20 protein-coding genes are annotated in these 21,945 nt (G+C 70.5%); 13 read left to right on the top strand and 7 right to left on the bottom strand.

All coding sequences use genetic code 11. From position 1 onward, the window contains the following. Positions 1–457 precede the first annotated feature (457 nt). From AB0F56_RS13325 to AB0F56_RS13345, 5 genes are all read left to right on the top strand, one after another. Positions 458–1,102, top strand: a complete 645-nt coding sequence (locus tag AB0F56_RS13325) for a hypothetical protein (RefSeq protein ID WP_362007917.1) — start codon at positions 458–460, stop codon at positions 1,100–1,102. A 14-nt stretch (positions 1,103–1,116) separates the two neighbouring features. Further along, complete coding sequence (locus AB0F56_RS13330) at positions 1,117–1,662, top strand: flavodoxin domain-containing protein (protein WP_362007920.1); 546 nt, start codon at positions 1,117–1,119, stop codon at positions 1,660–1,662. 288 nt (positions 1,663–1,950) lie between these two features. Beyond that, entirely contained in the window at positions 1,951–2,409 is a 459-nt protein-coding gene (locus AB0F56_RS13335) for a cyclic nucleotide-binding domain-containing protein (protein ID WP_362007922.1), read from the top strand. 25 nt (positions 2,410–2,434) lie between these two features. Further along, on the top strand, positions 2,435–3,061 hold the full coding sequence (locus AB0F56_RS13340; RefSeq protein WP_362007925.1) for a CBS domain-containing protein: 627 nt from the start codon (positions 2,435–2,437) through the stop codon (positions 3,059–3,061). 61 nt (positions 3,062–3,122) lie between these two features. Continuing rightward, entirely contained in the window at positions 3,123–3,806 is a 684-nt protein-coding gene (locus AB0F56_RS13345; RefSeq protein WP_362007928.1) for a response regulator transcription factor, read from the top strand. A gap of 11 nt (positions 3,807–3,817) precedes the next feature. On the opposite strand, the gene AB0F56_RS13350 is transcribed toward AB0F56_RS13345, so the two are convergent. Genes AB0F56_RS13350 through AB0F56_RS13365 form a run of 4 tightly spaced genes read right to left on the bottom strand, consistent with a single transcriptional unit; the run spans position 3,818 to position 9,985 of the window. After that, a complete protein-coding gene (locus AB0F56_RS13350) occupies positions 3,818–5,548 on the bottom strand; it encodes a GAF domain-containing sensor histidine kinase (RefSeq protein ID WP_362007930.1) in 1,731 nt (576 codons plus the stop codon). 48 nt (positions 5,549–5,596) lie between these two features. Then, positions 5,597–8,218, bottom strand: a complete 2,622-nt coding sequence (locus AB0F56_RS13355) for a cation-translocating P-type ATPase (protein ID WP_362007932.1) — start codon at positions 8,216–8,218, stop codon at positions 5,597–5,599. A 7-nt stretch (positions 8,219–8,225) separates the two neighbouring features. Further along, complete coding sequence (locus AB0F56_RS13360; RefSeq protein WP_362007935.1) at positions 8,226–9,086, bottom strand: universal stress protein; 861 nt, start codon at positions 9,084–9,086, stop codon at positions 8,226–8,228. Then, positions 9,083–9,985, bottom strand: coding sequence for a universal stress protein (locus AB0F56_RS13365; protein ID WP_362007938.1), 903 nt, complete (start codon positions 9,983–9,985; stop codon positions 9,083–9,085). Before AB0F56_RS13365 ends, AB0F56_RS13360 begins: the two co-directional genes overlap by 4 nt. Before the next feature lie 245 nt (positions 9,986–10,230). Between AB0F56_RS13365 and AB0F56_RS13370 the strand changes: the two genes are divergently transcribed. Continuing rightward, positions 10,231–10,854: a CBS domain-containing protein gene (locus AB0F56_RS13370; RefSeq protein WP_362007941.1), complete on the top strand. Its 624-nt coding sequence runs from the start codon at positions 10,231–10,233 to the stop codon at positions 10,852–10,854. Positions 10,855–10,876: 22 nt separating this feature from the next. After that, positions 10,877–11,866 (top strand): nitroreductase family protein, encoded by a 990-nt coding sequence (locus AB0F56_RS13375; RefSeq protein ID WP_362007944.1) that lies wholly within the window; start codon positions 10,877–10,879, stop codon positions 11,864–11,866. 8 nt (positions 11,867–11,874) lie between these two features. On the opposite strand, the gene AB0F56_RS13380 is transcribed toward AB0F56_RS13375, so the two are convergent. From AB0F56_RS13380 to AB0F56_RS13390, 3 genes are read right to left on the bottom strand one after another with little or no spacing between them, the layout of a single operon-like run. Further along, entirely contained in the window at positions 11,875–14,265 is a 2,391-nt protein-coding gene (locus AB0F56_RS13380) for a glycoside hydrolase family 65 protein (protein WP_362007946.1), read from the bottom strand. After that, positions 14,262–15,068, bottom strand: coding sequence for an HAD-IA family hydrolase (locus tag AB0F56_RS13385; RefSeq protein WP_362007949.1), 807 nt, complete (start codon positions 15,066–15,068; stop codon positions 14,262–14,264). The genes AB0F56_RS13380 and AB0F56_RS13385 overlap by 4 nt, the downstream gene beginning before the upstream one ends. A gap of 9 nt (positions 15,069–15,077) precedes the next feature. Next, the gene (locus AB0F56_RS13390; protein WP_362007952.1) at positions 15,078–16,118 is read right to left on the bottom strand and encodes an alcohol dehydrogenase catalytic domain-containing protein; all 1,041 of its coding nucleotides are present in this window, start codon (positions 16,116–16,118) and stop codon (positions 15,078–15,080) included. A gap of 172 nt (positions 16,119–16,290) precedes the next feature. Between AB0F56_RS13390 and AB0F56_RS13395 the strand changes: the two genes are divergently transcribed. From AB0F56_RS13395 to AB0F56_RS13420, 6 genes are all read left to right on the top strand, one after another. After that, on the top strand, positions 16,291–17,718 hold the full coding sequence (locus AB0F56_RS13395) for an MBL fold metallo-hydrolase (protein ID WP_362007955.1): 1,428 nt from the start codon (positions 16,291–16,293) through the stop codon (positions 17,716–17,718). A 94-nt stretch (positions 17,719–17,812) separates the two neighbouring features. Further along, a complete protein-coding gene (locus tag AB0F56_RS13400) occupies positions 17,813–18,217 on the top strand; it encodes a cyclic nucleotide-binding domain-containing protein (RefSeq protein WP_362007958.1) in 405 nt (134 codons plus the stop codon). Between the two features lie 10 nt (positions 18,218–18,227). Next, a complete protein-coding gene (locus AB0F56_RS13405) occupies positions 18,228–18,881 on the top strand; it encodes a CBS domain-containing protein (protein WP_362007961.1) in 654 nt (217 codons plus the stop codon). A gap of 53 nt (positions 18,882–18,934) precedes the next feature. Beyond that, positions 18,935–20,269 carry a nicotinate phosphoribosyltransferase gene (locus AB0F56_RS13410; protein ID WP_362007964.1) on the top strand — a complete coding sequence of 445 codons (1,335 nt, stop codon included), beginning with the start codon at positions 18,935–18,937 and terminating at the stop codon, positions 20,267–20,269. A 117-nt stretch (positions 20,270–20,386) separates the two neighbouring features. Further along, a complete protein-coding gene (locus AB0F56_RS13415; RefSeq protein WP_362007967.1) occupies positions 20,387–21,298 on the top strand; it encodes a potassium channel family protein in 912 nt (303 codons plus the stop codon). 41 nt (positions 21,299–21,339) lie between these two features. Beyond that, complete coding sequence (locus AB0F56_RS13420) at positions 21,340–21,945, top strand: CBS domain-containing protein (protein ID WP_362007970.1); 606 nt, start codon at positions 21,340–21,342, stop codon at positions 21,943–21,945.

Below are 21,945 nucleotides of genomic sequence, written 5' to 3' on the forward strand. Positions count from 1 at the left end.
CTCGATAGCGGAGCTATCGGGGCGTTTCGGCAACGCGGCGAGGCGCCGTGCCAGGCGCCACGGCCCCGGCCATGATCCGCCGGACAGGCCCTAGCGGTCGACACGCCTGAGGACCTCGCCAGGGCCGACCGGTTCCTCCGTTCTCGGCAGCTTCCATGACTGCCCCGGCACCAGTCGCTGCAGTAATTGCATCGTGCCGCTCACACGCGTACCTGTGCGTCCCGCGCCGGATGCGCTGACCTGCGGAAGGCCATCGAGTCGCCTCGGGGATAGTCGGCCGCGCGCGTTCCGCTGGGTCGAGCGGCGCTCCCAGCTCCCCCGCCACCGACGGTTCCAAAGCGCTCACAATTGGATGATCTTGACGCGTCCTGGTTCCGCAGGGGACCGGGGACCGTTCGGCCCCAGCGAGATGCCCGGCCTTGGACGAGACTGATGGTGTCGGATCTGGGAGGTTCACATGAATGCCCAGCCGAGTGTCGCCACGACAGGCGAGCCCCTCTTGCTCGACACGGCCCTGCCCGAGTTCCGGTTCTCCCGCCTCGAGTGTGCCGTGATCGCCGCTGCGCCGGACGTCGTGTACGGCGCAGCCCGAGATCTGGACATGCTGTCCATCCACTCGCCACTGTTCGACGCGGTCATGTGGGCACGTGGAGTTCCGGACCGCGTACGACGCCGGCCCGTGGTCACACCGCCTTCGATGCGAGTGTCCGACCTGTTCGAAACCGCCGTAGGTGGCGATCAGGGGGACCTGGACGCCCAGCCCTGGGTTGCGCTGGGTGAGCGCGCGGGGCGCGAGATCGCCTTCGGGGCGGTCGGCAAGGTATGGAAGCCCACCATCGAGTGGCGCCGTGTCGAATCCAGTGACTACGCAGGCTTCGATGAGCCCGGCTGGGCGAAGATGGCCGCCGCCTTCGTCGTCCACCCCTACGGGGCACGGCGGTCCCTCCTGACCTATGAAGCGCGTACCGCGTGCACCGACCCGGCGTCCACCACGCAGTTCGGCCGCTACTGGACGCTGGTCTCCCCGGGCGTCGGCATCGTCCTGCGCGGAGCGCTGCGGGCGATCGAAGCGGCAGCGGAGGCCGGAGAAGGAAATACCTGAGGAGATGAGTCGTGATGCGCGCTGTGATCGTGTACGAGAGCCTGTTCGGCAACACGCGCGAGATCGCTGACGCGATTGGAGAAGGTGTGAAGGAGACGCACCCGGACGCCGAGGTCGAGTGCGTGGCAGTGGTCGACGCGCTGCCGGAGCGCATCGGCCCCACCGACCTGCTGGTCGTCGGCGGTCCGACCCATATGCGGGGCATGACCACCGGGATGAGCCGGAAGATGGGGCTGAAGGCCGAGAAGCAAGAAGCCGAGAACAGAGAGCGTCCCTTCACTCCCGAGGAGGGCGCCGAGGGCCCCGGAGTCCGAAACTGGTTCCACGACACACTCCCGAAGGCCCACACCGGTACCCATGCCGCCGCAGCCTTCGACACCAGAGCGGACATGCGCCTGGCCGGCGCCGCCGCGAACGGCATCGCCCGTCGGCTGCGCGGTCATGGCTACGAACTCGTCGCGGAACCCGAGGGCTTTGTCATCGAGGACACCGAAGGACCGCTGCGCGCCGGTGAACGAGACCGCGCGAAGGCATGGGGGGCGGCTCTCCAGGTCGCTTGACTGATCCAGCTGGGAACCGCCACTGGCAAGCATGGGGGGCACGTCGAGCAGGACCCGCTTCCGTCGCGGATCCCGCCATGAACAGGCATGTGCCCCCCCTGCCCGTGGAGGTGCTGGTCAAGCTCCCAGGACCAGAGGGTCATGCGTACCGCACCCGGCGGGACGCCACAGGCGGGTTGACGCACCTCGTACGGGCCGACCAGGCCCCCCGAGGGGGCCGTCCGGCCCTCCTCACCCCTCACGCAGCGAGGCCAGACTGGGAGTGGACACCGCCGAGGAGGCCCTCCGATGAGCACACCTCCCAACCCACGGCTCACAGCCGCTCTCTCCGCCGACCAGCGTGACCGGCTGTTGAAGTGCGCCCGCCCGGTGGACTTCCCTGAAGGAACCCGGCTGTTCGAGGAAGGCGGGTACGCCGACCGGTTCTGGATCATCAAGACCGGGACGGTCACCCTGGACGTCCGCGTGCCCGGCAAGCGGGCCGCCGTGGTCGACAGTGTCAACGCCGGGGAGCTGCTCGGCTGGTCGTGGCTCTTCGAGCCGTACCGCTGGCATTTCGGCGCCGAGGCCATGACACGGGTACGCGCGGACGAGTTCGACGCGGCGACCGTGCGCATGCTGATGGACACCGATCCGAGCTTCGGCTTCGCCCTGGACCACTTCGTGGGACAGATGCTCGCCCACCGTCTCTTCTCCGCTCGTGTGCGGTTGCTGGATCTCTACGCCCCGCACGGGAGCGGCCTGTAGGCCCTCATCCCGCTGGGAGAACGTGATGCCCGCCTCTCGCTACGCCGTCAGCGACGTCATGACTCACACCGCCATCGCCATCGGACGGGACGCGCCGTACAAGGAGATCGTCGCGCTCATGGACCAGTGGAAGGTGAGCGCCTTGCCCGTTCTGGAGGGGGAGGGACGGGTGATCGGGGTCGTGTCGGAGGCCGATCTGCTGCCGAAGGAGGAGTTCCGCACGGAGGAGCCCCGTCCGGACGAGTTCGCCGCCGCGTCCAAGGCCGGAGCCGTACGGGCCGGGGAACTCATGTCCAGCCCGGCCGTGACCGTCCATCCTGACGCGACGCTCGCGGAGGCCGCACGGATCATGGCGACGCGGAGGGTGAAGCGCCTGCCCGTGGTGAACGGCGTCGGCATGCTGGAGGGTGTGGTCAGCCGGAGCGATCTGCTGAAGGTGTTCCTCCGTACGGACGCCGAGATCGAGGAGGACATCCGCCATTCCGTCCTCGGGGAGCCGGCCGCCCCCGTGGGGCTGGACGTGACGGTCACGGACGGCGTGGCGACGATCCGTGGCCCGCTGTCCGACCGGTCGCTGGTGCCGCTGGTCGCCCGCGCCGTGCGGGCCGTGGAGGGCGTCGTCGACGTCCGGATGGATCTCGGTGCGACCTGAGACGCTCCGTTGACGGACAATCCATAGGGGGGTGCCCAGCCGATCGACCACAAGGATCGCCATGACGGACCTGCCGGCAGCCACCGCACTCACACGGGTGTTCCTCGTCGACGATCACGAGGTCGTCCGCCGGGGTCTCCGTGACCTGATCGACGACGAGCCCGACATGGAAGTGGTGGGCGAGGCGGCGACCGCCGACCAGGCACTGGCCCGCGGCCCCGCCCTGCGGCCGGACGTGGCGGTTCTCGACGTCCGGCTGCCGGACGGCGACGGGATCTCCGTGTGCAGGGAGCTGCGGTCCCGGATGCCCGAGCTGGCCTGCCTGATGCTGACGTCGTTCGACGACGAGGACGCTCTCCTCGACGCGATCATGGCCGGCGCGGCCGGGTACGTCCTCAAGCAGATCAAGGGGTCGGACCTCGTCTCGGCCGTGCGGACCGTGGCCACTGGGCAGTCGATGCTGGACCCGGCCACCACAGCGCGGCTGATGCACTCGCTCCGAGACCCGGAAACGGCGAAGCCGGAGGACGAACGGCTCGCGGTGCTGTCCGAGCGGGAGCGGTCCGTGCTCGACCTCATCGGCGAAGGGCTCACCAACCGGCAGATCGCCAAGCGGCTCTACCTGTCGGAGAAGACCGTCAAGAACCACATCTCGCGGCTGCTCGGCAAGCTCGGTGTGGAACGCCGGGTACAGGCCGCCGTCATCGCCGCGCAGGCACACGAGCACGACTCCGAGGAGAAGTAGGCATCCGGACCTCACGTCCGCCCTTCCGGCAGCGGGATCCTCCATTCCAGTACCGTCCCGCTCTGCGGCTCCGCTCTCGCACGCACCGACAGGGTCCCGCCCAGCCGCTCGGCCCGTTCGGAGAGGTTGCGCAGTCCGCTGCGGCTGCCGCCCTGCGGGATGCCGGTACCGTCGTCGCGCACCGTCACTGCCAATACGCCGTCCTCGGCCACGACCGACACCTCCGCCCTGTGGGCCCGTGCGTGCCGGGCCACGTTGGTGAGCGCCTCGCCGATGACCGCGATCACCTCCTCGGCCGCCTCATGGGGCACGTCCGTGTCGAGGAGACCCTCCATACGCAGCGCCGGAGCGAATCCGAGCGTGGTCGCGATCTCGTCGACCGCCTTGACCACACGGCTTCTGAGCCTCGGCGCCCCGGCGCTCTCGTGTTCCCGTAGACCGAAGATGGTCGATCGGATGATCTTGATGGTGGCGTCCAGGTCGTCGATCGCCCGGGTCAAGCGATCCACGGCCTCCGGGTGCTCGACGAACCGACGGGCGCTCTGCAGCGTCATGCCGGTGGCGAACAGCCGCTGGATCGCAAGGTCGTGCAGGTCACGGGCAATCCGGTCGCGGTCCTCAAGGAGGACCACCTGTTCGGCGTCCCGGCGGCGGTCGGCCAGCTCGAGTGCCAAGGCTGCATGCCCTGCGAATCCCGGGAGAGCAGTGATCTCCAAGCCGGTGAACGGGGGCCGCCCGTGCTTCCGGGCGAGGATCAGCACCCCGCTCAGTCGCTCCTTGGTGCCGACCGTGACGGCCACCGCCGGCCCGAATCCCCTCCACCGTTCGGGCTGCACCCGGATGCGCGACTCGTTCTCGACGTCGGCGACCGTGAGCAGGCCCTCCTGCGCGAGGGCTGCCTCGGCAAGGGTTCCCTCGCTGGACGGCAGGACGACGCCCCGGTGCGCCTCGGCCCCCTCACCACGAGCGAGCGAGCCCCGCAGCTCACCGCCTGCACCCACCAGGTAGAAGACACCCACATCGGCGCCCGCGATGTCCACGGCCTGCTCCAGCAACCCGTCGAGCACCGTGGTCTCCTCCGCCCCGGACAAGAGGGCACTGGTCAGGTCGGAGCTCGCAGCCAGCCACCGTTGCCTGAGGCGGCCCTCTTCGTAGAGGCGGGCGTTCTCGATGGCGATGCCGGCCGCGACGGACAGCGTCGTCACGACGGCTTCGTCCTCGGCGTCGAATTCAGCCCCTCCGCGCTTCTCGGTGAGGTACAGGTTCCCGAAGACCTCGTCGCGGACCCGGATGGGCACGCCCAGGAAGCTGTGCATCGGAGGGTGGTGGGGCGGGAACCCGTACGAGGCGGGATGCCCGGACAACTCGGAGAGCCGCAGAGGCTTGGGGTTTCGGATCAGCTCGCCGAGCAGTCCGTGCCCCGAGGGCAAGTCGCCGATCTGCGCCCGCAGGTCGTCTCCGATGCCGACGGGGAGGAACTCCGAGAGCTTCCTGTCGTCCCCGATGACGCCCAGAGCGCCGTACTCTGCGTCCACGAGGGTGACGGCCGCCTCCACGATGTCCCTCAGCACCTGGGGAAGGTCGAGTTCCCTGCCTATGGACATGACGGCTTCGAGAAGCCCGTTGAGCCGGTCCCTGGTGCCCCGCACCTCGTCGATGCGCACTTGGACCTCGTCGAGCAGCTCGTCGAGTCGCAGCCGCGGGACCTTGCGGTTCGCAGGCCCCAGTCCCTCCGACACCATCGTCACCTCCGGCCACGCCGAAAACCGGTCCACGCCTGAAGCGCGTCTTCACGGTAGTTCCGATGCCCTGGACCCTCCAGCCGGACGCGTCCCTCGGAAGGCGGTGCGGACGAGTCGTGCGGCCAGGAAGCCGGCGGGTGCGCAGGCTACGGCGATCCCGGCGCCGGCCCAGCCGAGCGCTTCGGTCTCCAGGACCGAACTCAGGAACGGCACGTTGAGCGCCGCCGCAGCCAGGAGGCCGGAGGCGAGGACGGACAGGGGTAGGAACGGGTTCTTCCGGGTGAACAGCCGCGAGCGGAGTCCCAGTACGACTCCTAGCTGCGCGGCGAGCAGGGCGAGGAAGAGGACGCTCTGCCAGGCCAGGTCGAATGTCCTGGCGGCTAGCCCTGCGCCGAGGGAAGCCGCCGTAACGACGGCGGCGAGGACGAGCAGACGCTGCCAGGCACCGCCACCGAGGATGTGCTGGTCCGGCGGCCGTGGCGGCCGTCGCATCGCTCCCGGGGACGCTGGTTCGGCGCCCATGGCCACGCCGGTGAGGCCGTGCGTCAGGAGGTTGATCCACAGGATCTGGCCCGCCCGCAGGGGCAGTGGCAGCCCGAGCAGCGGGCCAATGATCATGACGAGGATCTCGGCGGCTCCGCCGGCCATCCCGTAGACCAGGAAGCGGCGGATGTTGTCGTAGACGCGCCGTCCCTCGTCGACGGCCGCCACGACCGTCGACAGCTCGTCGTCGGTGAGGACAAGGTCGGCGGCCTGACGGGCGACCTCGGTGCCGCGTGCGCCCATGGCGACACCGATGTCGGCCCTGTGTAGCGCGGGGCCGTCGTTGACTCCGTCGCCGGTCATGGCGGTGACCGCGCCCCGGGAGCGCCACGCCTCCACGATGTCCAGCTTCTGCTGGGGGTCCGTACGGGCGAAGACCCGCACCGAGGTGAGGTCGGCGACGCGGCCCGCGGCCACGTCCGCCCCCGTGACGACGTGGCCTTCCGTCTCGCCGCCGTCGCCCAGGAGGGCGACGTGGGACGCGACCGCCCGAGCCGTCGCCGGATGGTCCCCGGTGATGAGGACGGGTGTGATGCCGGCCGCCCGGCAGGCGGCGAGGGTAGCTGCCGCGTGCGGCTTGGGCGGGTCGCTGAGCGCGACGAGCCCGAGGAGAGCGAGCCCCGACTCCGCCGCGGTGATCGGGATCGGGGTGTCGTTCCGCACGCCCGATGCCACGGCGAGCACGCGGTAACCCCGGGCCGCCAGGCTCGCGGCCTCTTGGCGGGCCGCCGCGAGCGCGTCCGGGGGATCGAGCAGGACGGCCGGGTCGAGAACGGCTTCGGGAGCCCCCTTCAGGCAGACGAGCACTCTGTCTCCGCCCGTCTCGTGGAGCGTGGTCATGCGTCTGCGGAGGCTGTCGAAGGGTGCTTCTCCGATCCGCGGCCGGGTCATCGCCAGTTCTGCGGCATCCGGGCAGCCGGTCTTGGCCGCGGCCGTGAGCAGGGCGGCTTCCATGGGGTCGCCCAGGGCCGTCCAGCGGGCGTCGGACGCTTTGCTGTCCGCGGGGCGCAGCGTGGCGTCATTACAGAGCGCAGTCACCGTCAGCAGCTCACGCAGCGACTCGAGCTCGTCCGACGCCGCCGGCCTTCCGTCGACCAGGGCCTCGCCCACGGGCTCGTACCCCACACCCGAGAGCACGGCGCTCACCTGCGGTGTCCAGACGTGGTGGACGACCATGCGGCCCTCGGTCAGGGTGCCGGTCTTGTCCGTGGCGAGTACGGACACCGAGCCGAGCGTCTCCACCGCGGGAAGTCTGCGCACCAGGGCGTGCCGGGTGACCATGCGCCGGGCTCCGAGCGCGAGTGCCAGGGTGACGACGGCGGGAAGGGATTCGGGTACAGCCGCCACGGCCAGGCTGATGGCGGTGACGGCCATCGTGCCGAGCGGGAGCCCCCGCATCAGGCCGAGCGCGAAGACCAGAACGCACAGGGCGAGCGTCACGCCTGCAAGGACGCGTCCCAAGGCGGCGAGGCGGCGCTGCAGCGGGGTGGGCTCGCGGCGCTCGTCGAGAAGGGCCGCGATGCGGCCGAGCGCGCTGGATGCTCCGGTTTCCGTGACAACGGCGACGCCCCGGCCCCGGACGACGACCGTGCCTGCGCTCAGCGTCGCACCGGGGTCCTTGTCGACGGGCACGGACTCCCCGGTGAGCATGGACTCGTCCACCAGTACTGCGGACGCCTCGGCGAGTTCTGCGTCGGCGGCGACGATGTCACCTTCACCGACGAGGAGGACGTCACCAGGGACGACCACCGCAGCGGGGAGGTCGACAACGGCACCGTCGCGCCGCACGCGCGCGTGCGGGGCGGTGAGGGCCGAGAGTGCGGCGACGGCGTTGTCTGCGCGGATCTCCTGCGCCACGCCGACGGTCGTGTTCACGAGGACGACCAGGCCGATCACGATCGCGTCGGGATGGTCTCCGATCGCGAGAGTCAGCACGACGGCCCCGAGGAGCACCATGATCAGCGGGTCTGTCAGCTGGGCCAGGATCCGCTTGTGGAGCCGCACTGGCCTGCTTGCCGTCACCTCATTGGGGCCTGTGTCGGCGAGCCGGCGGGCCGCCTCCTCTTGGGTGAGTCCCGTCGTCTCCCGCACCTGTGCAGGAGCCCGGTCCGGTGCTGACCTCGCCATGGCCCGCTCACACCGCGGGCACCGTGATCACCGGGCAGTGGGCACGATGCAGCAGTCCGTGCACGACGGAGCCGACGCGCATCCCGGTGTATCCGCCCCGGCCTCGACGGCCGACGACGACGGCGAGGGCGTGCTCGGCGGCGTTCGCGAGCGTCTCGACGGGGGAACCGATCAACACCTCGTGGGTGATCCGGACGTCGGGATACTTCTCCGCCCAGCCTGCGGTGGTCTCCGAGAGCATGCGGCGCTCGGCGTGGAACAGTGTGTCACCGCTGTGCAGGGAGAACACCGGAGGCTGCCAGACAGCGATGGCCCGGAGCGCGCAACGCCGGAGGTCCGCTTCCTCGAAGGCCCAGGCCAGGGCTGCTCGCGAGGACTCGCTGCCGTCGACGCCGACGACGAGGTACGGCGCCTCCTGAGTGACATGCTCCGCGTCGCCCACGACGGCCACCGGGCAGTGCGCCTGCGCGGTGACCGGGACCACCAGAGAGCCGGCGCTGAGGAACTCCTCTGTACGGCTGAGGTGCCGGGAACCGAGCACGATCATTCCGGCCTCGGATGACAGACCGTTCAGGACTCCTGCCGGGAAACCGTCGAAGAGGGCGGAGGTGGCGTTCACGGCGGGCTGCCGGGAGTGCGCCCAGGCAATTGCTGTGCGGAGTGCTTCCGTGCCGGTCTGCCGCTGTGCCAGGTGGCGAGGTGTGTCGTCGACGTGCTGGGTGTCGTGCTGCGGTGGAACCGCGACCACGAGCCGCAGTCCCATGCCTCGCAACCGGGCCTCGTCCACGGCCCAGGCAAGGGCCAGGTGCCAGTTCTTGACCGGGTCGATGCCGACGACGATGTCATGGCGATCCGTGGTGCGTGTCATGACGTACTCCCGTGTCCAGGGCCTCGCCGGGGGATGAGCTCCACGGGACAGTGGGCGTGCTGCAGCAGAGTGAGCGTGGTTCGCCCGATACTGGGTCCGAGGTATCCGGGCGACCGTCTCCCTCCGACGACCACGAGGTCGGCGTGGTGTGACGCGTCGACGAGAGCCCCTGGCACGCTGTGGCTCTTCTGGCCGTCGGCCTGCACCGTCAGTTCCGGGAATTCGTTCTGGACCCGGTCGGTGACTTCGGCCAGCGCGTGTACGTGCTCGCTGGCGATCTCCTCGCCTCTGTTGTGCAACAGAGCGCGTGGGCCCGCGGACAGTCCCGCATTCCAGATGTGCAGGAGCCGCAGGGGCACCTTGCGCAGCACGGCCTCACGGGCCGCCGCGAGGGCGCAGCCCACATCGGCCGCGTCCCGGACCGCTGCCAGGACAACGCCCGTCTCGGCAGGCTCGGTGGCCCCGCGAACCACGACCACGGGCGTGGTGGCGGCAGCCACCACGCCAAGCCCGACCGAGCCGAGCAACAACGAGGAGAACCCGCCCAGGCCCCGGTGCCCGACGACGATCGTTCCGGTGACGGCAGCGGCCCGTCGCAGACTGTCAGGGGCAGCGCCGTCGTCGAGTTCTGTGAGAACCGTGAGCTCGGGGTGACGCGTCGCGATCTCCTCGGCAGTCCTGTCGAGCAGTTCCAGCCCTGCTCGCCGACTCGCGACGATCTCCGCCTGGGACAGAAACGGGACCGGTGCGTCCGTGTTCGCCGCGTGGACGACGCAGAGAGAGCTACCCCGCAGGGCCGCCTCCTCCGCCGCCCACATCACCGCCATACGCGCGGATGGTGATCCGTCGACGCCGACAACGACACTGCCGAGGCCCGGACGGGACGTGGATGCCGCCATGGCTCCTCCTCACACAGTCCGAAGGACTCCTTCCACTTTCCCATTCGGTCGCAGGCGAACGGAGGGCCGCTGGGGCCAACGACGGGACCAAAGGGCCCACCACCTGGTCGGGGAAGACCACGGGCCATGCCGAGAGACCGTTCGGTCCTGAGGGTGGACCGTTCGGCCCTCCCCTGCACGCATCCGGAAGGGAAGGGTGATGAAGCAGGACAGCACCGCCGAACCCCTGAACAGGAGGCGTGGCGATGAAGCACATGAAGGTCGGCGGCCTGATGACCGACGACGTGGTTTCCGCCCTCCCTGCGATGTCGTTTCGGGACGCGGCGAAGGCCCTCGCCGAACACGACATCAGCGGACTTCCTGTCGTGGACGAAGACGACCATGTCGTCGGAGTCGTGTCGGAGAGCGATCTCCTGGCCCGCCACGAGCTGACCGTGAAAGACATGATGACGCAGCCGGCCATCACCGTTCACGCCGAGGAGACGGTGGCTGACGCGGCGCGCCTGATGGTACGGCGGGGCGTCGAACGCCTTCCCGTCGTCGACGAGGAGGAACGGCTGGTGGGCATCGTGACCCGCCGCGATCTGCTCTACGTCTATCTCCGACCCGACGCCGAGATACGACGACGCATCCATGAGGACGTCCTCTCGGACGCCATGGACCTGCCGGCCGACGCGGTGGACGTCCACGTCCTCGACGGCGTGGCGACGCTCGCCGGCCGCGTCCGGCGACGCGCTCAGGCCCGGATGCTCGTCGAACTTACCGAGAGGGTGGACGGTGTCGTCGCCGTCGTGGACCGACTGTCCTCCCAGGAGGACGACACGCGGCTCTCGTCCTCCACTCGGACTCCGCACGACAGCCTCTGGTGACTCACCGCAGACAGGACTCACCGTGTCCACCACCCCTCTGACCCGACCGCTCGTGACGTCGCTGATCGAAGACGCCGTCACCGCTCCCTCGATGCACAACGCACAGCCGTGGAAGTTCGTCGCCCGCACTGACATCGGCGTCATCGAGCTGCACGGCGATCCGCTGCGCGGCATGCCGCACGAGGACCCCGATCACCGCGCTCTCCACCTCGGTTGCGGCGCGGCCCTGTTCGGTCTGCGAGTCGGCGCCGCGCACCGGGCCCTGAAGCCGGTGGTACGGCTGCTGCCCACCCCCGACGATCCCTGGCACCTCGCAGACGTACGGTTCGACGGTCCGGACGACGCCGACAGCGACCTGGGGGAGTTCCACGCCGCCCTGCCGCATCGGCACACCAGCCGATTCCCCTTCACCGAGGAGAAGATCCCCTCCGAGGTGATCGACGAGCTCCGCGCCGCGGCTCTGCTGGAGGGCTGCCGGCTGGTCGTACCCGGGGCCTGGCACACCGACACCGTCATGAACCTCGTCCACGCCTCCGAACTGTTCGAAGCGGCGGACGAGGCCGTCCGCGCGGAGATCGCCGCTTGGACGCGCACAGGCGCGGCAGGAGAAGGCTCCGACACCGAGGGCATCCCCTCATACGCCTTCGGTCCACGGCAGTACGACGTGACGTCTCCCGTCAGGGACTTCGGCGCTCCCCGCCAGGTACCCGGACGTGTCTCGGCGCGCTTCGAGAAGAGGCCGCAGATCGCGCTGCTCGGCACGGTCGGGGACACGCCGGAGGAATGGCTGAAGGCCGGCCAGGCCATGCAGCGGGTGCTGCTCCAGGCCACGCTGGACGGTCTCGCCACCTCCCTGATGTCCCAGCCGCTGGAATGGCCCGAACTCCGGTCCGACGCACGCGATCCCGGCTCGGCGATCGGCTTCGTCCATATGGTGTTCCGCCTGGGCTACGGCCCCCAGGGGCGGGCCACGCCGCGCCGGCCCGTCGCCGAGGTGCTCACCTTCGACTGAAGCCGCGCTCAGAGCCGGAACCACCGCTCCTGCCCAGGTGCGACGCTGAGCTTCCGGTCACCGGGAAGCACGACGGCGAGCGGGCCCTCGGGCGAGTCAGGAACCGTGATGGCGAGCCGCCCGGGGAACATCCTCAGCCGCACTCCGCGATGACGGCCGCAGCACAGAGTGAAAGTGAACCGTGGGATCGCCGCCAGTGGCACCGGAGTCACTCGCAGACCTTCCGGTCCCGTCTCCAGGCCGGTGATCCCGCGCTCGACGAGGTCGATCGTGCCGGCCATCGCTCCGAGATGGACGCCTTCCCCGGTCGTACCGCCCTGGACGTCGGCCACGTCGGCGAGCAGGGCCTCCTCGCAGTACCGCCAGGCGTCCGCGCCCTTCTGCCGGGCCAGCACCCAGCCGTGGACGAGGCTGCTGAGCGTCGACCCGTGGCTGGTGCGCCGGAGGTAGTACGAGACGGTCGCCCGCCACACCTCGTCGTCCAGCGCGTAGCCGAGCCGGCCGAACAGGTCGGCCAGCTCCTCGGGCCGGAACAGGTAGCCGAGCATGAGGGTGTCGGCCTGTTTCGACGCCTGGTAGCGGTTGACCGTGTCGCCCTCGGCCTCCAGGATCCGGTCGAGTCTGCGGATGTCGCCGTACAGGTCGCGGTAGCGGTCCCAGTCCAGCTCCGCCAGATCGCCGTACCCCTGGAACTGGCTGACGACGCCTCGGTGGAACGGCACGTACAGGCGGCGGGAGACGTCCTGCCAGCGAGCGAGTTCACCGTCGTCGAGCGACAGTTGCTCCCGGAGCTCCGAGCGGCGGGCCTCGGGCAGTTCGCCGAGGAGGTCGAGGCCGCGAGCGAGTACCCAGGCGGCGGTCGCGTTGGTGTAGGCGTTGTCGTCGATCCCCGGGTTCGCGGCGTCGGGGTAGGCGTCGTGGTACTCGTCGGGTCCTACGACCCCGCGAATGCGGTGACGACCGAGGACCGGGTCGAACACGGCGGCCGTGGACCAGTAGCGGGCGACCTCCAGGAGGATCTCCGCACCGGCGGAGTGCAGGAACCCCCGGTCACCGGTGGCCTGTGCGTACCGCCACACGTTGTAGGCGATGGCGGAGTTCACATGGTGCTGAAGCCTGGAGTGGTCGGGGAGCCAGCGTCCTGATCGCGGGTTGAGGTGTAGGGCCTGGGTCTCCTCCCGGCCCGAACTCGCGCTCTGCCAGGGATACATGGCTCCTCGGCGACCGGCGAGACGAGCGGCCTCGCGCGCGGCCGGCAGTCGACGGTGCCGGTACATGAGCAGGGCCCGGGCCACCTCGGGGAAGTGAAGGTTGAGATAGGGCAGGACGAAGAGCTCGTCCCAGAAGACGTGCCCCCGGTATGCCTCCCCGTGCAGTCCGCGCGCGGGCACGCCCACGTCGAGTTCCGCCGTGTGCGGGGAGAGCGTCTGCAGCAGGTGGAACACGTGCAGCCGCAGGATGCGGCCCACCTCCCCCGGCACCTGCAACTCGCCCTGATCCCAGACGCGCTGCCAGGCCGCCTTGTGGGCGGAGAGCAGCCGGGGGAAGTCGGGAGCGCGGCCGATCGCGTCGACGGCTGCGCAGTGCGGGTCGGCGGCGGGCCAGTCCATCGAGGTGTGGAGGGCCAAGGTCTTCACGACCGTCGCCGAACGGCGGGGGACGACGGGCAGGTGGTACGTCTGCACGGTGCGGGTCACCGTGACCTCCTCCGTCGCGGGCCGGACAGGGCTGGTGACCGTGCGCACGGCGGCTGTGATCCCGATGCCGGGGTCGGCCGTGCGGCAGGTGAGCCAGGCGACGCCGCCAGGCTCGAATCCGGCCCGGTGGCCGGTGAGATGCCGCCCCCGCAAGTGCCGGTATCGGTCGACTCCGGAGTTGGTCACGGCGCCGTCGAGGATGGACTGCACCTCGATGTCACCGCTCCAGCCGTAGGCGCGGAACAGAGTGCACTGGGCCGCCAGTCCGGGGTCTCCCATGTGAACGAGGCGGAGGTGGCTCACGCGCAGGCCGCGCCCAGGGGCGTCCTCGAAGAAGAGGCGCCGGGTGAGAACCCCCGCGCGCAGGTCGAGATGGACGTCGTAGTGGCGCAGTTTCTCGTTGTCGGGCGTCAGCCAGTCGCCGGCCGGACCGTCGTCCGGAAGGCAGCGGTAGCGCAGCAGCGTCCAGTTCGGAAGGTTGACGAGGTCCTCGTTCTCGACCCGCTCCCCCGCGACGAGCGAGGTGAGCCGGTCGTAGCAGCCGGCCAGATAGGTGCCCGGGTAATGCGCGCCACCGGCCGTGCACTCGGGCGCGGAGCCCCGGGTCGCGAACCGGCCGTTTCCGAGGGTGCACAGTGCCTCGACCAACGGCTCGTGTTCCGCGTCGTACCGGTCGTACCTCCATGTCCAGCTCGAGGTCATCCGCGCTCACCCCACACGCTCCGGACCAGTGTCGTGAGATCGGGGACCACCAGGTCGGCGCCCTGCTCGCTCAGCGGGGCGGCGGTACGCCGCAGCGCGGTGCGATCGACGCCGACGACCAGGCCGAAGCCGCCGCGACGCGCCGCCTCCACCCCGGCGAGTGCGTCCTCGGCGACCGCGGTCTCCTGCGGGCGGGCGCCGAGGAGAGCGGCCGCCCGCAGGAAGAGCGCGGGATCGGGCTTGCCGGCGAGGCCGAGGCGGGCGGCGTCCTCGCCGTCCACGATCACGGCAAGGAGATCTGCGAGACCTGCCGCACGGATCAGTTGCCGAGCGTGTCGGGAGGCCGACACGGCAGCGCACGGCACGTCCGCCGCGCGCAGGCCCAGGAGAGCCGGCCGGCTGTCGCCGAAGGCCGCGACTCCTTCGTCACGAAGCAGGTCGACGAACGCCAGCTCTTTGCGGGCGGCTACCGCCCAAATCGTGGCGCGGCCCGGCGGGTCGCCGGGAGTACCCGCCGGGAGTGCGAGGCCCCGGGCTGTGAGGAAGGCCGCCGCGCCCTCGTAGCGGGGTCTTCCATCGACGAACCGCCGGTACTCCTCGTCGGCGTCGAAGGGCGGCTCCTCCTCGCCGGCGACCGCTGCCATGCAGGCGTCCAGCGCGGTCTTCCAGGCCGCCGCGTGGAGGCCGGCCGAGTCGAGGAGCACCCCGTCCGTGTCAAGGACGAGGGCGCGGGGCGAGCGGGTTCCTGGGCCTCGGTCGTCCCCTGCACCGCTGCCTGCCGGGCGAGGGTCGGTGCCGCTCACCGGCGTGCCCTAGGCCCCGCCGAGCGCGACCTTGAGGGCCCCTGTCTCTGCCGCACGCCCGAAGACGTCGTACGCCTCTTCCATCTGCCCCAGGTCGAAACGGTGGGTGATCAGCGACGAGGACGGCAGTCGGCCCGCGGCCATCATGCGCAGCAGCAGAGGTGTGGACGAGGTGTCCACCAGCCCCGTGGTGATGGTGACGTCCTTGATCCACAGGTCTTCGAGGTGGAGCGCCGCCGGCTTGCCATGGACACCGATGTTGGCGACCCTCCCCCCGGGCCGCACCATCCGCGTGCACATCTCGAACGCCTCGGGAACGCCGACGGCCTCCATGACGACGTCGGCGCCCAGGCCGTCGGTCAGATCCGCGACCAGCTGTTCCGGTTCCTCCGTGGCGTGGGCCGTGGCGTGCGCGCCGAGGGCGCGGGCGGCGTCCAGCCGCGACTCGGCCAGGTCGACGGCGACGATGTTCCCCGGGCTGTAGAACGCGGCGGTGGCGACGGCAGCGAGCCCCACGGGTCCCACGCCGACCACGACCACCGTGTCGGCGGGGCTCACGGCACCGTTCAGCACACCGACCTCGTAGGCGGTGGGGAAGATGTCGGCGAGCAGGACGGCGTCAAGTCCGTCCGTGGAGTCGGGCAGTGCGTGGACGGACAGATCGGCGAAGGGCACCCGGACGTACTCCGCCTGAGTTCCGTCGATGGTGTGCCCGAGGACCCAGCCTCCCCCTCCCCTGCACTGGCCGTAGCGGCTCTCGCGGCAGAAACGGCAGCGGCCGCAGGCCGAGATGCAGGAGATCAGGACGCGGTCACCGGGACGGACGGTACGCACGTCACCGCCGGTCTCGACCACCGTGCCCACCGCCTCGTGACCGAGCACGCGGCCCGGCGTCACCTCCGGCACGTCCCCCTTGAGTATGTGCAGGTCCGTGCCGCAGATGGTGACGACGTCGACCCGCACGATCGCGTCGCCGGAGTCCTTGACGACCGGGTCGGGCACGTCCTGCCAGCCCATACGGCCCGGCCCCTGGAAGACGAGTCCCTTCATGGCGTGCACCCACTCTTCATCGCGCGTCGTTGCGGTCTTCGGCACCAGGCTCCGCGGAGTCCCCCTGCGGCGCATGAGCCGGTCGGTCCCAAGACGGGTCCGATTGGACCCTCAAGATCGGATCGGCCGGATGCGAAGGTGGAGACCGGCCCCCACCGAAGGAGGGCTGGCCATGTCCGAAGCAGCCCCGAACCCGGCTCCCACCACCCCTCGCCCGGCACTCCTGAGCTTCCTGGGCGCAGTGGGGACGGTCACCGGCAGCAAGTTCCTCGTCGAGAGCGACCATGCCCGCATCCTCCTCGACTGCGGTCTCTTCCAGGGTTTCGCGACCCTGCGGCGGCGCAACTGGGAGCGTTTCGCCCGCGACGCCGCGGACGTCGACGCCGTGGTCGTCACCCACGCCCACCTCGACCACTGCGGCTACCTGCCCCGCCTGGTCCGGCAAGGATTCCGGGGCCCGATCCTCACCACCGCCCACACCGCCCGGCTCGCCGGAATCGTGCTGCGCGACAGTGCCCGCCTCCAGATGGAGGCCGCCCGGCATGCCGACGAGCACGGCTGGTCCAAGCACCGCCCGGCCAAGCCGCTCTACGACGACTCCGACGTCGAGAAGACGCTGGCGTTCTTCGACCCCGTCCCGGTCGGCGCGGACGTCGAGATCATGGCCGGCAACCGGCTGAGGCTCCACCACGGCGGGCACATCCTCGGGTCGGCCTGGGCGCACCTCACCCTGGAGGACGGCCACACACTGGCCGTCTCCGGAGACCTGGGCCGGCCCGGACATCCGCTCCTGCTGCCACCCGAGCCGTTCTCAGGCGCGGACGCGCTGCTCATGGAGTCGACGTACGGAGACCGCCGCCACGACCAGGAGTCCGCCCGGTCGGAGTTCGCCTCAGTGATCGCGCGGGCCCTCGCACGCAGTGGCACCGTCGTCATCCCGGCCTTCGCGATCGACCGGACCGAGGTCGTCCTGCACGAACTAGGTCTGTTGCGCGACAAGGGCGTCCTGCCTCGGTCTGTGCCCGTGTACGTGGACAGCCCCATGGCCCTGGCCGCCCTCGACGTCTACCGGGACGCCGTACGCGAGCGCTCGGACGAGTTGAGGCCGGAGATCCTCGCCGAAGGAGAGGCCGCGCTGAGCCCCGAACCGTTCCTCGCCGCCCGGACGGTCCAGGAATCCATCGACATCAACAGCGCGCACGGACCCGCCGTCATCGTCTCCTCGGCCGGCATGGCGACCGGCGGCCGCGTCCTGCACCACCTGCACCGGCTGCTCCCCGATCCGCGAAACGCAGTCGTCATCGTCGGATTCGCCGCGGCGGGCACCCGGGCGCGGGACCTGGTGGACGGGGCCCGGGCGCTCAAGATGTTCGGCGAGTACGTGCCCGTACGAGCCGAGGTCGCCGACGTACCCCACTTCTCGGCCCACGCCGACGCCGGCCAGATCATCGACTGGCTGCGCGGCGCCCCTCCCCCGCACACCACCTACCTCGTGCACGGCGAACCGGCCGCGTCCGAGGCCCTGCGCGACCGCATCGACCACGAACTGGGCTGGACAGCCGTCGTACCCCGCTCCGGGGAAGCCGTCCTGGTCCGCTGAGGCGGGGCCCTTCGGGCCCCCAGTGTGACCCGTACGGCCCTCCCGATGCCCACCCGCCGCGCGGAAGTCTGTGGGGAAAGGCGGGAGGCAGATCATGAGCACTATGAGGATGCTGTTGAACGATCTCGCTCCGGCGGCGCGCGACCAGCTCCTGCGACAGGCGCGTCAGGTCCGCTTCGCCGCGGACACGCGCATTTTCCGCGAGGAGGAGCATGCCGACCGCTTCTGGATCATCGAGTCCGGGCGAGTCGAACTGAACAAGCACGTCCCCGGTCCCGGCCCCGCTCTCGTGGACACGCTGGTGGCCGGAGATCTCCTCGGCTGTTCCTGGATGATCCCTCCGTACCAGTGGCTCTTCGGCGCCACAGCCACCACCGAGGTGCACGCCCTGGAGTTCGACGGGAGGACGCTCAGGGGTCGCTGCGCACAGGACATCTCGATCGGCGAGGCGGTGTCCGCGGCCGTCGCCGCGGCGCAGGAGCGCCGACTCCTCGCGTGAGGAACGAGCCATGACACCTCAGCCGTTCACAGTCGCCGACGTCATGACCAAGAAGGTCGTCGCCGTCCTCCCCGGCGCGGAGTTCAAGGAGATCGTCGCCACCATGGAGCGGTGGAAGGTGACGGCCATGCCCGTGGTCGAGGGCGAGGGCCGTGTCGTCGGAGTGGTCTCCGAGGCGGATCTGCTCCACAAGGAGGAGTTCCACGACCACCGCCTCGGCATCGTCGAACAGATGCGCCGTCTCGACTCCACCGCCAAAGCCGGCCTTCACAGGGCCGAGGACCTGATGACCTCGCCCGCCGTCACCGTCGATTCCAAGGCGTCACTGCCTCGGGCCGCGCGTCTCATGGCCGCCCATCGCGTGAAGCGGCTGCCGGTCGTCGACGCCGACGGCACGATCCAGGGGATCGTGAGCCGCTCCGACCTCCTCAAGGTCTTCCTCCGTCCGGACGAGGATCTCGCCGCCGAGGTGCGCCACGACGTCATCGATCACTTGTTCCCGCTCTCCCACCACCAGGTCGACGTCCGTGTCGACGCCGGAGTCGTCACCCTGGCCGGGGAAGTCCGCGACAGCGCACGCATCCCACTCGCAGCCCGCCTGGCCCGCGCTGTCGAAGGCGTGGTGGACGTGCGGTGCGAGCTCACCGCCCAGGGCCGGACGTAGCCATGTCCGGTCCTTCCGACACGGGTCACGGGGGCACCGCGCATTCCCGCAGCATGTCTCAGGTGACCTGCACCGACCTGTACGAGGTCACGATGGCGCTCTCGTACCTGCGGGAGGGCATGCGGGCCCCGGCCACCTTCAGCCTCTTCGTCCGCGACCTACCCCCGGGCCGCGGATTCCTCGTCGCGGCGGGGCTCGAACCGGGCCTCGACTACCTTTCCCGGTTCCGGGTGAGCCGCTCCGACGTCCTGGAGTTCGCCGAGGCGCTGCGTCGGCCGGTCGAGGACCTGGAACCGCTGCACGGCCTGTCATTCGACGGCCAGGTCCGCGCCGTACCCGAAGGGCGGCTCGTCCTCGCGGGTGAGCCGCTCCTGGAGGTCACCGCGCCCCTGCCACAGGCCCAGCTCGTGGAGACGTACCTGCTGTCCCTCGTCTGCCACCAGACGGCGGTCGCCTCCAAAGCGGCGCGGTGTGTGCTCGCCGCCGCCGGGCGGCCCCTGGTGGACTTCTCTCTGCGCCGCGACCACGGACCCGAGGCCGGCATGCAGGCCGCGCGCCTCTGCGCCCTGGTCGGGTTCGCAGGCACCAGCAACGTCGCCGCCGCCACCCGGTACGGCATTCCCGTATCCGGCACCATGGCCCACTCCTACGTCGAGACCTTCGCCTCGGAAGAGGACGCCTTTCGAGCGTTTGCCCGAACCCATCCGGGCCCCGTGACCCTCCTGGTCGACACCTACGACACCGACCGCGGGGTCGCGACGGCCGCGCGCGTCCTGAACGACTTGCGGCTCGGCCCGGGGTGCGGAATCCGCCTCGACAGCGGCGACCTCGGCGCCCTCTCCCGACGCGCCCGTTCCGCACTCGACGCGGCAGGGCTGAGAGACGTGCAGATCATCGCGAGTGGCGGCCTCGACGAGTACGCCGTCGCCGCACTCGTGAGGGACAGGGCACCCATCGACGTCTTCGCCGTGGGGACGAAAGTCGGCACGACCGCCGACGCCCCGTATCTGGACGCGGCGTACAAGCTGGTCGAGTACGACGGCCGGCCCGTCATGAAGCTCTCGCCGGCGAAGGTGACGGCTCCGGCCTCGAAACAGGTGTTCCGCGGCCCCGGCTTCCGCGATGTCATCGGCCTGGCGCACGAGCAGCCACCCGAGGCCACGGAGCCACTGCTGCAGACCATGATGCACGGCGGGCTCCGCACGGAACGGCCCGACACCCTGGCCGCCGCCCGCGCCCGATTCGATGCGGATCTCGCCGCACTGCCGGAGGTGGCGCGCCGCATCGAGGACCCCGTGGCCCCGGTGTCTGTGATGTCGAACCGGCTGTCGGCTCTGACGACCGTCGTACGAGGCCGCATCGAGGCCCGGACACAAGTTGGGCTGTAAAAACAGGGACACGCGGGCGGAGACGGCGCGCCCGATGGAGCGAGCGGGCACGGCCAGTGGCCTGAGATCGAAGCCCGTCGCCGGGACGCCGTCGCCGGTCGTGGGAAGGATGCGGGGATGACGTGGCTTGCGACGCCGGTGGGTGCTGTCCTGGTGCTGTTCATCCTCCGGGACGTGTTCCACACGCTCTGGCACCCGACCCGTCACGGAGGTCTGAGCAGGTTGGTGATGGTGTCCCTTTGGTGGCTGTCCGCACGCCTCGGGGGGCGGAGGCGGCCGGCCGGTCTAGCGGGCCCGCTCGGCATGGTGGTGGTCGTCGCCGCGTGGGCGCTGACGGTGGCCGTGGGGTGGGGGCTCATCTACTGGCCCCACATGCCGGAGGACTTCTCGTACACGACGGGGCTCGTCCCGTCCGAACACGCGGGCCCGCTCGACGCCCTCTACATCTCGCTGGTCACCCTGGCCACGCTCGGACTGGGCGACATCGCGCCGGCCTCCGGATGGCTGCGGGTCCTCGCTCCCATGGAGGCCCTCGTGGGCTTCGTCCTGCTGTCGGCGACCGTCGCCTGGGTCCTCGGCATCTACCCGGCGCTCGCCCGCCGCAGATCGCTGGCCCTGCGGCTGTCCCACGTGCGCCGCAGCAGCGCCACCGCCCAGGCCCTCGACTCCGACGGCGGCGCCGCGCTCCTGGACGGACTCGCCTCCGCCCTCTCCACCATCACCGTCGACTTCCTTCAGTACGCCGAGTCGTACTACTTCCACGACGGGGACGAGAACACGTCCCTGCCCCGGCAGATCCGCTACGCCCTGCGCCTCGCGGACCAAGCCGACGGGGCGCACCACCCGGACGTCAGGCTTTCCGCGTCGGTCCTGCGCAGGGCACTGGAAGACCTGGCCGTGGTGCTCGACGAGAGCTTCCTGCACACGGCCGGGGGACCCGAGCGGGTCTTCGCGGCCTATGCCGGCGACCACGGGCATCCCCAGGGGCCGGACGGCCCTCCCCAGGACGGCGGCAGCGGGCGATCCTGAACGTGGGGGCGCCGGTCGAACGCGTGAGAAGGTGACGAGCGATGAGGCACCGCAGCGTCGCGGATCTCATGACACCCACGGCAGTCAGCGTCGTTCGGGGCACGACGTTCAAAGAGGTCGCACGGCTCCTGGACGAATTCGACATCACCGCGGTGTGCGTGGTGGACGAGTCGAACCGGCCACTCGGCGTGGTCTCGGAGGCGGACCTGGTCCGCCGCCGTGCTTCCGGGGCCGGGCTCGACACCGCAGGCGCCCTCATGTCGAGTCCCGCTGTCGTCGCCCGACCCGAGTGGAGCGTGGTGCGCGCCGCACGCGTGATGGACCGGGCCGGCGTCAAGCGCCTGCCCGTGGTCGACGACGACGGGCGGCTCGTGGGCGTGCTCAGCCGCAGCGACCTCGTCCGGCTGTTTCTACGCAGGGACCGGGCGATCCAGGAGGAGATCGTCGAGGACGTGATCACCCACACCCTGAGGCTGAGCCCGTCCGCCCTGTCGGTCGAGGTGGTGGACGGCCGGGTCACCCTCAGTGGCACGGTCCGCCGCCGCAGCCTCGTTCCGGTGCTCCTCAAGCTCTGCAACAGCGTCGACGGCGTCGTGGGGGTCGTCGACCGACTCACGTACGAAGACGACGACCTGACGAGGAAGTGA

This window comes from Streptomyces sp. NPDC026092, from assembly GCF_040638605.1.
Classification (GTDB): Bacteria; Actinomycetota; Actinomycetes; order Streptomycetales; family Streptomycetaceae; genus Streptomyces.

What these genes read in the sequence shown, in the direction of transcription:
- AB0F56_RS13325 (WP_362007917.1), top strand. Translation starts at nt 458, where the DNA reads ATGAATGCCCAGCCGAGTGTCGCCACGACAGGCGAGCCCCTCTTGCTC.
- AB0F56_RS13330 (WP_362007920.1), top strand. Translation starts at nt 1,117, where the DNA reads ATGCGCGCTGTGATCGTGTACGAGAGCCTGTTCGGCAACACGCGCGAG.
- AB0F56_RS13335 (WP_362007922.1), top strand. Translation starts at nt 1,951, where the DNA reads ATGAGCACACCTCCCAACCCACGGCTCACAGCCGCTCTCTCCGCCGAC.
- AB0F56_RS13340 (WP_362007925.1), top strand. Translation starts at nt 2,435, where the DNA reads ATGCCCGCCTCTCGCTACGCCGTCAGCGACGTCATGACTCACACCGCC.
- AB0F56_RS13345 (WP_362007928.1), top strand. Translation starts at nt 3,123, where the DNA reads ATGACGGACCTGCCGGCAGCCACCGCACTCACACGGGTGTTCCTCGTC.
- AB0F56_RS13350 (WP_362007930.1), bottom strand. Translation starts at nt 5,548, where the DNA reads ATGGTGTCGGAGGGACTGGGGCCTGCGAACCGCAAGGTCCCGCGGCTG.
- AB0F56_RS13355 (WP_362007932.1), bottom strand. Translation starts at nt 8,218, where the DNA reads ATGGCGAGGTCAGCACCGGACCGGGCTCCTGCACAGGTGCGGGAGACG.
- AB0F56_RS13360 (WP_362007935.1), bottom strand. Translation starts at nt 9,086, where the DNA reads ATGACACGCACCACGGATCGCCATGACATCGTCGTCGGCATCGACCCG.
- AB0F56_RS13365 (WP_362007938.1), bottom strand. Translation starts at nt 9,985, where the DNA reads ATGGCGGCATCCACGTCCCGTCCGGGCCTCGGCAGTGTCGTTGTCGGC.
- AB0F56_RS13370 (WP_362007941.1), top strand. Translation starts at nt 10,231, where the DNA reads ATGAAGCACATGAAGGTCGGCGGCCTGATGACCGACGACGTGGTTTCC.
- AB0F56_RS13380 (WP_362007946.1), bottom strand. Translation starts at nt 14,265, where the DNA reads ATGACCTCGAGCTGGACATGGAGGTACGACCGGTACGACGCGGAACAC.
- AB0F56_RS13390 (WP_362007952.1), bottom strand. Translation starts at nt 16,118, where the DNA reads ATGAAGGGACTCGTCTTCCAGGGGCCGGGCCGTATGGGCTGGCAGGAC.
- AB0F56_RS13395 (WP_362007955.1), top strand. Translation starts at nt 16,291, where the DNA reads ATGTCCGAAGCAGCCCCGAACCCGGCTCCCACCACCCCTCGCCCGGCA.
- AB0F56_RS13400 (WP_362007958.1), top strand. Translation starts at nt 17,813, where the DNA reads ATGAGCACTATGAGGATGCTGTTGAACGATCTCGCTCCGGCGGCGCGC.
- AB0F56_RS13405 (WP_362007961.1), top strand. Translation starts at nt 18,228, where the DNA reads ATGACACCTCAGCCGTTCACAGTCGCCGACGTCATGACCAAGAAGGTC.
- AB0F56_RS13410 (WP_362007964.1), top strand. Translation starts at nt 18,935, where the DNA reads ATGTCTCAGGTGACCTGCACCGACCTGTACGAGGTCACGATGGCGCTC.
- AB0F56_RS13415 (WP_362007967.1), top strand. Translation starts at nt 20,387, where the DNA reads ATGACGTGGCTTGCGACGCCGGTGGGTGCTGTCCTGGTGCTGTTCATC.
- AB0F56_RS13420 (WP_362007970.1), top strand. Translation starts at nt 21,340, where the DNA reads ATGAGGCACCGCAGCGTCGCGGATCTCATGACACCCACGGCAGTCAGC.